The sequence below is a fragment of the Halobacteriovorax sp. ZH5_bin.2 genome (assembly GCF_043196375.1).
Classification (GTDB): domain Bacteria; phylum Bdellovibrionota; class Bacteriovoracia; order Bacteriovoracales; family Bacteriovoracaceae; genus Halobacteriovorax_A.
On record NZ_JBEBMJ010000005.1, the window covers coordinates 165,169 to 172,691 of the forward strand.

Here is a 7,523-nt window from a genome sequence, read left to right on the forward strand (position 1 = left end):
AAAAGACAAAAAAGCCTCGCTTAGCGAGGCTTTTTTTTATGTACAGGATGTACGGTATGTCTGCGGGAGGCAGGAGCCGGAGCAGACTACGCTTTTTCTTCGATTGGTTTTGGAAGTCTTGCAATCATAAGAATTGGAATAATCAAAAAGATACTTCCAAGATAATATGGTGCTGCTGAATTGTAGCGCCAGTAAACAAGAGATGCCACGATTGGCCCAATAACTCTTGCTAATGCTCCAAGGGATCTAAAGACACCAATAACATGCCCCTGACTTTGTGCCGGTGAATACATCGAAACAAGTGAAGTTAAGCATGGGATTACTAGAGATGATCCAACAGCTAAGAAAAAGAGACCAGCATATACGAGCCAAGAAGATTCAGCTAGGCCAATGAGAACAAGGCCAGGAATAATTGTCACAAGACCTTGAAGTGCCATACGCTTCTCACCTACTGTATGGGCCTTACGGCGAACATATCCACCTTGAACAAGTGCTAAGATAAGTCCAATAAAGATAAACATATAAGCGTTATCCATTGATGAGTAACTTAATCTTTCAGCTGCAAGGAAAGTTAGCGTAAATTCCATCCCACTAAATGCTAGTAGGAATAAGAAGTAACCAAAGTTTGTTAGGTTAACACCTTTATATGGAAGTGGTTTAAAAAGCGTAATCGGGTTTGCACTTCTCTCACTCTCATGCTTTCCACGCTTATCCTCAGGAAGAGTTTCATCAAATTTATTAAATAAGTTGATTAAATTAAATAGTGAAAGAACACCTGCCACAATTGCGGCCATCGAAAATGGATTCACGCCGTAATCAGCAAGTACAGGGTAGATCTTAGTTAGATCAAATAGAGATAAAATCCCACCCATTGCTGGCCCAATGATGAATCCTAGCGCGAAGGCAATACCAATAGTGGCCATCCCTTTTGAGCGGTTCTTATTAGTTGTCACATCGGCCACAACAGCAGTTGCTGTCGAGATATTTCCACCCATGATCCCGCCAATAAAGCGAGCAATAATTAGGATCGTAAAATTACCTGCAACGGCCCAAAGAACATAACTGATAAACAGACCGAAGACTGAAACTAGCAGAACTGGCTTTCTTCCGATACGATCTGATATTGTACCCCAAATTGGTGCGGCAACAAATTGTAATAATGAATAAAGTGCTCCAAGCGCACCACCAAAGAGTACGATGGCCGAGAAGTTACTTGCTCCTCCAGCTTGAGTTAGTGTATCGATAGAGCCAAAGATAGCTTTTAAGAAAACATTATCAGCATCAACAGTTAAGTAATACTTAGCAAGTGCCGGGAATAGTGGGAAGATAATCGAGAATCCCACCAGGTCTAAGAATAATGTTAGAAAGACGATCTTAAGCGACTTCTTAGCATTATCACTTAATGGCTCTGATTCCATTGTTTGCTTTGGCATATCCATGTATTTTTCCTCTTCTAATTGATACTCTATTTTTTCAACATCTTTTGGGTTTTCACAAAGTGTTTCAACGTAATTAGCAAAGCCTTTGGCCCAATTTTCATCATCATTCAAGCATTTAATCGCATGAATGTGAGTACCATACTCTTCAACTTCTTCTTGTAGCTCAGTTCCAATTTCATCAATAGTTTCTAAGCAATCAGCAACGAAGGCCGGGCAATAAACGGCAATATTCTTTGCGCCACCTTTTGCAAGATTCACAGTGTACTCATCTGTATATGGAGTTAACCACTCTTCACTTCCAAAGCGAGATTGGTAAGTCATATGAATTTTATCTGACTCAATTCCAACCACACCTTGCTTGATAAGCTCGAAAGTTTCAAAGCAGTGCTGATAGTATGGATCTTTCTTATAGATAACTCTCCTCTTTGGGATTCCATGAAAAGAGATCACTAATTCATCAATGCTTTCATTGGCAAGCTTCTCATTAATTTTTGCAATTGAGTTATCAATAAAAGCATGGAGACGGTGAAAATTTGTAATCACTTCAAAGTTTGGAATTCTAACTTTCGTCTCTAAAAGTTTTCCAAAGAAATCAATTCCACTGGCAATTGTTGATTCCGAATATTGCGGAAACATCGGTATGACAATTAACTTTTGAGCTGGATCTTTTCTCTCATCAAGCTCTTTTTCCCACTTTGCATAAACGTCAGCAACTCTAGGCCCACAAAGTAAGAAGGCATGTTCGACTTCAATATGCTCAGGAGTCAACCCATTCACTCGATGAGTAAACTCGCGAGTAATTCTCGTTAATGGAAACTCACTTCCTTCCCAAATTCTTTTATATAATGCAGCTGACCTCTTTGGCCTAAATGGGAGAACAAAGAGATTTAAAATGATTTTCCAAAGTCTTGGATCAATGTCCACGACTCGCGGATCGGCCAAGAATTCTTTTAAGTATTTTCGTACATCCGATGTTGACGGAGACTCGGGAGATCCAAGTTGAACAAGAACAACTTTAGTAACCTTGTGCCCACCTTTTTTACCAGCTGGAAATGTTAAATGATCATGACGCATTGCCATTGTTCCTTGATAGTGTTAAATTAAGTAAATATAACCTATCAAAATAATTCAAGAGAGTCGATAAATGTCAGCATCGAAAAAAGCTACTAAACAAACCAAAACGAAAACAAAGTCAAAAGCTAAACAATCACCTAAAGGAAGAAATGTAAAAGAACTAGATGCATTTGCACTCGGTTCAGCAAATACAGAATACCCTGACACATATGCTCCAGAGGTTCTAGAGGCCTTTGACAATAAGAATCCAGGAAGTGATGCTTGGACGACATTTGTGTGCACAGAGTTCACATCTTTATGCCCAAAAACAGGTCAGCCAGACTTTGCTCGTATCTACATTAATTATATTGCAGATAAAAAGATGGTTGAGTCTAAGTCTTTAAAGCTATACCTATTCAGCTTTAGAAATCATGGTGACTTCCACGAAGATTGTGTGCAAAAAATTTGTGACGATTTAACAAAGCTTATGAAGCCAAAATACGTTGAAGTTATTGGTGAATTCACACCTAGAGGTGGGATTTGTATCTACCCATATGCCTCAAATTCCAACAATAAGAAGATTTATAAGGATATTCGTGCAAAAAGATTTAGCGAATATGCTCCAGGTAAGTATACAATGGACTTATCTAAAATTTATTAATTTAGCTTGAAATGAGGAAAATATGAGCCTTGGAATTACAGAAAGTTTAATTATCCTAGCTATCATTATTCTACTATTTGGAGGTAAGAAACTTCCAGAACTTGGTAAGTCTCTAGGAAAGGCCATTACAGGCTTTAAGCATGGACTTAAGGAAGAAGATCAGCAGGACAATACTAATACTGCCAGCAAAATCGAAGACCAAACAAAGAACGTAAATAAGAATAGCTAGATTCTAATTTTGTAGAACAGTTATTACCTGCTTAAGGGTAAATGGTTTTGGTAGAATTCCACTAACACCTTTGCCCTTAATCGTATCAGAATTAATCGAACAATCACCAGTTGCAAGAATAAAAGGAGGCATCTTCTCTTTTAGAACTCCCTTTGCTTGCGAGGCAAGCTCCATCCCATTCACTTCTGGCATTTGGTAATCCGAGATAACATGCGAATACGTATGTTCACCTAGAGCACTTAAGGCAGCACTTGCATTTGCACAAGCATCAACCTCGTATCCTTCCATCTGTAAAGCATCTTGTAAAAGCTCTAAAATTTCAATTTGGTCATCAACCAATAGAATACGTTTTACTTCTGGATTTGGTGAAATAGACATTGATTCAATCATATATATGCTCTCTTTTGTTTAAACAAAAATAAAAAAACCTATCTTTCGATAGGTCTTTTTAAAACACAATATTTGTTGATTCAAGTAAATTATTCTATAATTTCTAAAACAGATCTTTTTTTCAACTTTGTTGAAGCAGCATTAAGAATAGTTCTTAGTGCGCGAGCTGTTTTCCCTTGCTTCCCAATAACTTTACCAAGGTCAGTTTTATCAACCTTAAGTTCGATAACTGTTGTTTGTTCTCCAACAATCTCGTTTACTTCTACTTGCTCTGGCATATCAACTAATGCGCGACTAACTGTATCGATTAAGTCTTTTAACTCACTCATCATGAACTCCTTCTACAAAAATGCCGTTTATGCTTTTTTAAACGAAAAACAAAAATTACTAGTTAAGAGTAACTTTGTTCTTCTTTAGAAGTGTTCTTACAGTATCAGAAATTGTAGCACCTTTACCAAGTAGCTCAGAGATTCTCTCAGCTTTGATATCGATAAGGTTATTTTCTTTAAGTTGTGGGTTATATTGACCTAATTTCTCGCTGAATTTTCCGTCTCTTGCATTTCTTGAGTCAGCTGCAACGATTGTGTAAATAGGCATGTGAGTTCTACCACCGCGTTGTAATCTAATTGTTAACATTAAGTACTCCTACATCAATTTGTAACGCTTATAATAAATATATTAAATAATTCCTAAATAAATAATTGATTTTAAAAAGATAAGCAATATCTTTTTTCAAATTTTTAATTAGAAACGTAATGTATTAAAATATATGCCATATGACAAGCAAAGAAAGCGAAAGTGCAAAATTTATCGACCTTCACGGCCATTCAGGGCCGAGCAAAACAGCTCCTATTGAGGATTTGCGCATTTATTCCTATTCACCGCAAATCAATGACTTACCTAAAGAAGGCCAATACTTTAGCGCTGGAGTTCACCCATGGAGGCTTAAAGAGGCCCTCAATAGCTTTGAGGAAGTTAAGAAGCTATGTCGTATGGAATCATGTCTTATGGTTGGAGAGGCCGGCCTTGATCGCGCTATCGGTAGTGATTTAGCGACACAAGAAAAAGTCTTTAGGTGGCATATTGAATTGGCCAATGAACTAAACAAGCCTCTTATAATTCATAATGTAAGATGTCTGTCTGAGATATTTCGCCTTCATAAATCTTATCCGGGCCATACAGCATGGGTTCTTCATGATTTTAATGGAACAATCAAAGATATGAACGACTGTCATGAACGTAGAGTGTATACTGGCCTTGGTCCCCGCTTCTACGAGTCGTCTAATGCAAAAATTAGCAGCACCATCTTGAATAATAAAGTGGACTTAGAGTATATCTTCTTTGAAACTGATGACCGTCGTGATCTTGAAATTTCAGATATCTATCGAGAATTCGCGAAAAGACAAGAGCTCGATTTAGCAGATCTAAAGGAACAAATTTGGCACAACCTCAGACGCCTTCTTGGCAAAAATTTAACGACTTAATCGAGTTTAGAGCACTTCTTGCTCCTATGGTTGGCCTTTCACATGTTGCTCTTAGAGATGCCCTCAGGCCATACTTCCCAAAGGATGTAAAAACCTTGTGGGCCACAGAAATGCTAAACTCAAGAAGGCTACCTGAGCAGATTCTTGGGGAGACACCAGAAACGTTAAAAAGCGAAAATGACTATGGACTCTACCCACAAATACTCTGCAATGAAGAAAGATATATTGAAAAGGCGATCCCAAAGCTAGAGGCCTGGGGAGCCAACGCTATTGATATCAATATGGGCTGCCCTGTGAAGAAGGCCCTAAAGCATAATTACGGTGTTTCTTTAATGGGCGACACAAAGTATGCAGCAAGTGTTGTTGAGATGGTTAAAAGACATGCTACGGTTCCTGTCTCAGTGAAACTTAGGGCCGGTCATCAAAATGATAAGAACTTTCTTTTGGACTTTTGTTGTGCCCTTAAGGAAGCTGGTGCAGACTGGCTCATTTTACACCCAAGACTAGCGGCCCAAAAAAGAAAGGGTGTTGCAGACTGGGAGCAAATCAAATTCTTACAGGAAAGTATCGATCTTCCAATTATTGGTAATGGAGATATCCAAGATCATGGTGACATTGCTCAAATGTTAAATGAAACAGGCTGCCAAGCAGTTATGCTAGGACGCTCTTTAACGGCGAAGCCTTGGCTAATAACACAATTTGCGGCAGATCAAGGATATGAGCTCGATGAATTCCAAAAACAATTTCTAAGCGAAGACCCTCACCTTCATGCTCGCTACTATGGTGAATTTGTGAAAGCCTATATCAATGCATGCTTCAAGTATTATGAACCAAAGGCCGCACTAAAGCGCATTCGCTTCTTTTTAAAAGTTGGGCATGTATGGCTTAACTTTGGCCATAGTTTTACAAAAAAAGTTTTTGGACTAGAAAGCGCGCAAGAATATAGCGATGCTATTGATCTCTATATGAATAACTCTTCCTTAAAAATTTCGAAAAGAACGAATCTACGTTACTAGTGTTCGCAGTGGTTACAACGGCAAAGCTTAATATTCAGTAAGTGCGCAGCTATAAGAGCTAGACCACCAATGATTGAAGCGACAACTTCAACAGTCCCAATTGCATGAGAGTGACTGTGCATGTGCATATGACCAGCGTGTTCGGCCAAGAAGTATTGATTAAAGTGACCAACTAAAATAGCGGCCATCCCAAGAATACCAATAAAAAGTGGTCTCTTATCATTGTGAACTTTTAGGTTCTTGATAAAAGCATAAAGACCAACAGGAACAATAATGAGAATAGCGAGACTATGAATCAGTGGATTTTCAAAAAAAGTGGCAAGGGACGGAACAAAGATAATCAGTAATGGAATTGCCATGCAATGTAGGCAACATAAGACAGAAACGAGCAGTCCTGCGCGATCCGCTGATTCATCATATTTAGCTGTTTTAACTTCTTCCATTTTGTTGTCCATAAGCGTCCAATTGATTGATATATGTATATATAGAGAATTCTGTGACTCAAAGCAAGTAATTATTAAAAAATTACCATCATTAAAGTGTTGAAAATACTTTCTAATACGATACACTTGTAACGTAATATTATTTACGTGTATCAAGATAATCTTGCTACAGGGGGAAAAAATGAGTGGTTTAGACGATTTTTTAAAAAAGAAGAACAAACAGGCCAAGCATGCACTTACATCGTCAAGTGATGAGATTGTGAAGAAGTGTAGACACCTGTTAGAAAGAATCCAGGATGAAGGTAGTGAGAAATACGACGAGCTATATGCTCTCTTTCGCTTTCGCTACGACAAAGTAAATGTACAGAAACATAAGGTTGAGAAATTCTTAGAAGAGCTCCAACAAGAACTAGATCGTCTTGGAAAAGACCCAATTAAAGTTCTAGCAGAATACGATAAGCTGATCGAAAAAGAGCTTGAGGCCATTGGGCATATTGAAACTTATCAAAATGTTAAGAAGTCGACAAAGAAGGCAATTAACAAAATGGCAAAAGCTGCAAAAGAGGTTTCAGACGATGTTGAAGAAGCCGTTGAGGAAGTTAAGCGAACAACCAAGAAAGTGGCAAATGACCTAACGAAGAAAGCCCAAGACGCTAAAAAAGAAGCAAAGAAAGTCGTCAAGAAAGCGACGAAGAAAGTAGCTAAAAAAGTAGAAAAGAAAGTGGCCAAAAAAACTGCTAAGAAAGTAGCTAAGAAAACGGCCAAGAAGACTGCAAAGAAAGTGGCTAAGAAAACGGCCAAAAAGACT

General features: G+C 38.2%; 9 protein-coding genes and 1 pseudogene. 5 read left to right on the top strand and 5 right to left on the bottom strand.

Annotated features, from left to right (window positions below):
- Positions 1–86: 86 nt before the first annotated feature.
- Entirely contained in the window at positions 87–2,519 is a 2,433-nt protein-coding gene (gene hemH, locus ABMA76_RS13445) for a ferrochelatase (protein WP_392911866.1), read from the bottom strand.
- Positions 2,520–2,583: 64 nt separating this feature from the next.
- Between hemH and queF the strand changes: the two genes are divergently transcribed.
- Together queF and ABMA76_RS13455 are read left to right on the top strand one after the other, a co-directional pair.
- The gene (gene queF, locus ABMA76_RS13450; protein WP_392911868.1) at positions 2,584–3,153 is read left to right on the top strand and encodes a preQ(1) synthase; all 570 of its coding nucleotides are present in this window, start codon (positions 2,584–2,586) and stop codon (positions 3,151–3,153) included.
- A gap of 22 nt (positions 3,154–3,175) precedes the next feature.
- On the top strand, positions 3,176–3,382 hold the full coding sequence (locus ABMA76_RS13455) for a twin-arginine translocase TatA/TatE family subunit (protein WP_392911870.1): 207 nt from the start codon (positions 3,176–3,178) through the stop codon (positions 3,380–3,382).
- 3 nt (positions 3,383–3,385) lie between these two features.
- Here ABMA76_RS13455 and ABMA76_RS13460 read toward each other — a convergent pair whose 3' ends face one another.
- The 3 genes from ABMA76_RS13460 to rpsP form a co-directional block, all read right to left on the bottom strand.
- Positions 3,386–3,772: a response regulator gene (locus tag ABMA76_RS13460; RefSeq protein WP_392911872.1), complete on the bottom strand. Its 387-nt coding sequence runs from the start codon at positions 3,770–3,772 to the stop codon at positions 3,386–3,388.
- Between the two features lie 89 nt (positions 3,773–3,861).
- The gene (locus ABMA76_RS13465; RefSeq protein WP_021267274.1) at positions 3,862–4,101 is read right to left on the bottom strand and encodes a KH domain-containing protein; all 240 of its coding nucleotides are present in this window, start codon (positions 4,099–4,101) and stop codon (positions 3,862–3,864) included.
- Positions 4,102–4,159: 58 nt separating this feature from the next.
- On the bottom strand, positions 4,160–4,408 hold the full coding sequence (gene rpsP, locus ABMA76_RS13470; protein WP_021267155.1) for a 30S ribosomal protein S16: 249 nt from the start codon (positions 4,406–4,408) through the stop codon (positions 4,160–4,162).
- A 140-nt stretch (positions 4,409–4,548) separates the two neighbouring features.
- On the opposite strand from rpsP, the gene ABMA76_RS13475 reads away from it, so the two are divergent.
- Together ABMA76_RS13475 and ABMA76_RS13480 are read left to right on the top strand one after the other, a co-directional pair.
- Entirely contained in the window at positions 4,549–5,256 is a 708-nt protein-coding gene (locus tag ABMA76_RS13475; RefSeq protein WP_392911874.1) for a TatD family hydrolase, read from the top strand.
- Complete coding sequence (locus tag ABMA76_RS13480) at positions 5,211–6,272, top strand: tRNA-dihydrouridine synthase family protein (RefSeq protein WP_392911876.1); 1,062 nt, start codon at positions 5,211–5,213, stop codon at positions 6,270–6,272. Before ABMA76_RS13475 ends, ABMA76_RS13480 begins: the two co-directional genes overlap by 46 nt.
- Here the strand turns inward: ABMA76_RS13480 and ABMA76_RS13485 are convergent.
- Positions 6,269–6,715, bottom strand: coding sequence for a MerC domain-containing protein (locus ABMA76_RS13485; protein WP_392957784.1), 447 nt, complete (start codon positions 6,713–6,715; stop codon positions 6,269–6,271). The genes ABMA76_RS13480 and ABMA76_RS13485 overlap by 4 nt on opposite strands.
- A gap of 181 nt (positions 6,716–6,896) precedes the next feature.
- On the opposite strand from ABMA76_RS13485, the pseudogene ABMA76_RS13490 reads away from it, so the two are divergent.
- Positions 6,897–7,523: pseudogene (locus ABMA76_RS13490) on the top strand (hypothetical protein); the annotation flags it as partial.

Bases quoted from the DNA above. Each gene is read 5' to 3' on its own strand.
- hemH (WP_392911866.1), bottom strand. From the start codon at position 2,519: ATGGCAATGCGTCATGATCATTTAACATTTCCAGCTGGTAAAAAAGGT.
- queF (WP_392911868.1), top strand. From the start codon at position 2,584: ATGTCAGCATCGAAAAAAGCTACTAAACAAACCAAAACGAAAACAAAG.
- ABMA76_RS13475 (WP_392911874.1), top strand. From the start codon at position 4,549: ATGACAAGCAAAGAAAGCGAAAGTGCAAAATTTATCGACCTTCACGGC.
- rpsP (WP_021267155.1), bottom strand. From the start codon at position 4,408: ATGTTAACAATTAGATTACAACGCGGTGGTAGAACTCACATGCCTATT.
- ABMA76_RS13485 (WP_392957784.1), bottom strand. From the start codon at position 6,715: ATGGAAGAAGTTAAAACAGCTAAATATGATGAATCAGCGGATCGCGCA.
- ABMA76_RS13460 (WP_392911872.1), bottom strand. From the start codon at position 3,772: ATGATTGAATCAATGTCTATTTCACCAAATCCAGAAGTAAAACGTATT.
- ABMA76_RS13455 (WP_392911870.1), top strand. From the start codon at position 3,176: ATGAGCCTTGGAATTACAGAAAGTTTAATTATCCTAGCTATCATTATT.
- ABMA76_RS13465 (WP_021267274.1), bottom strand. From the start codon at position 4,101: ATGAGTGAGTTAAAAGACTTAATCGATACAGTTAGTCGCGCATTAGTT.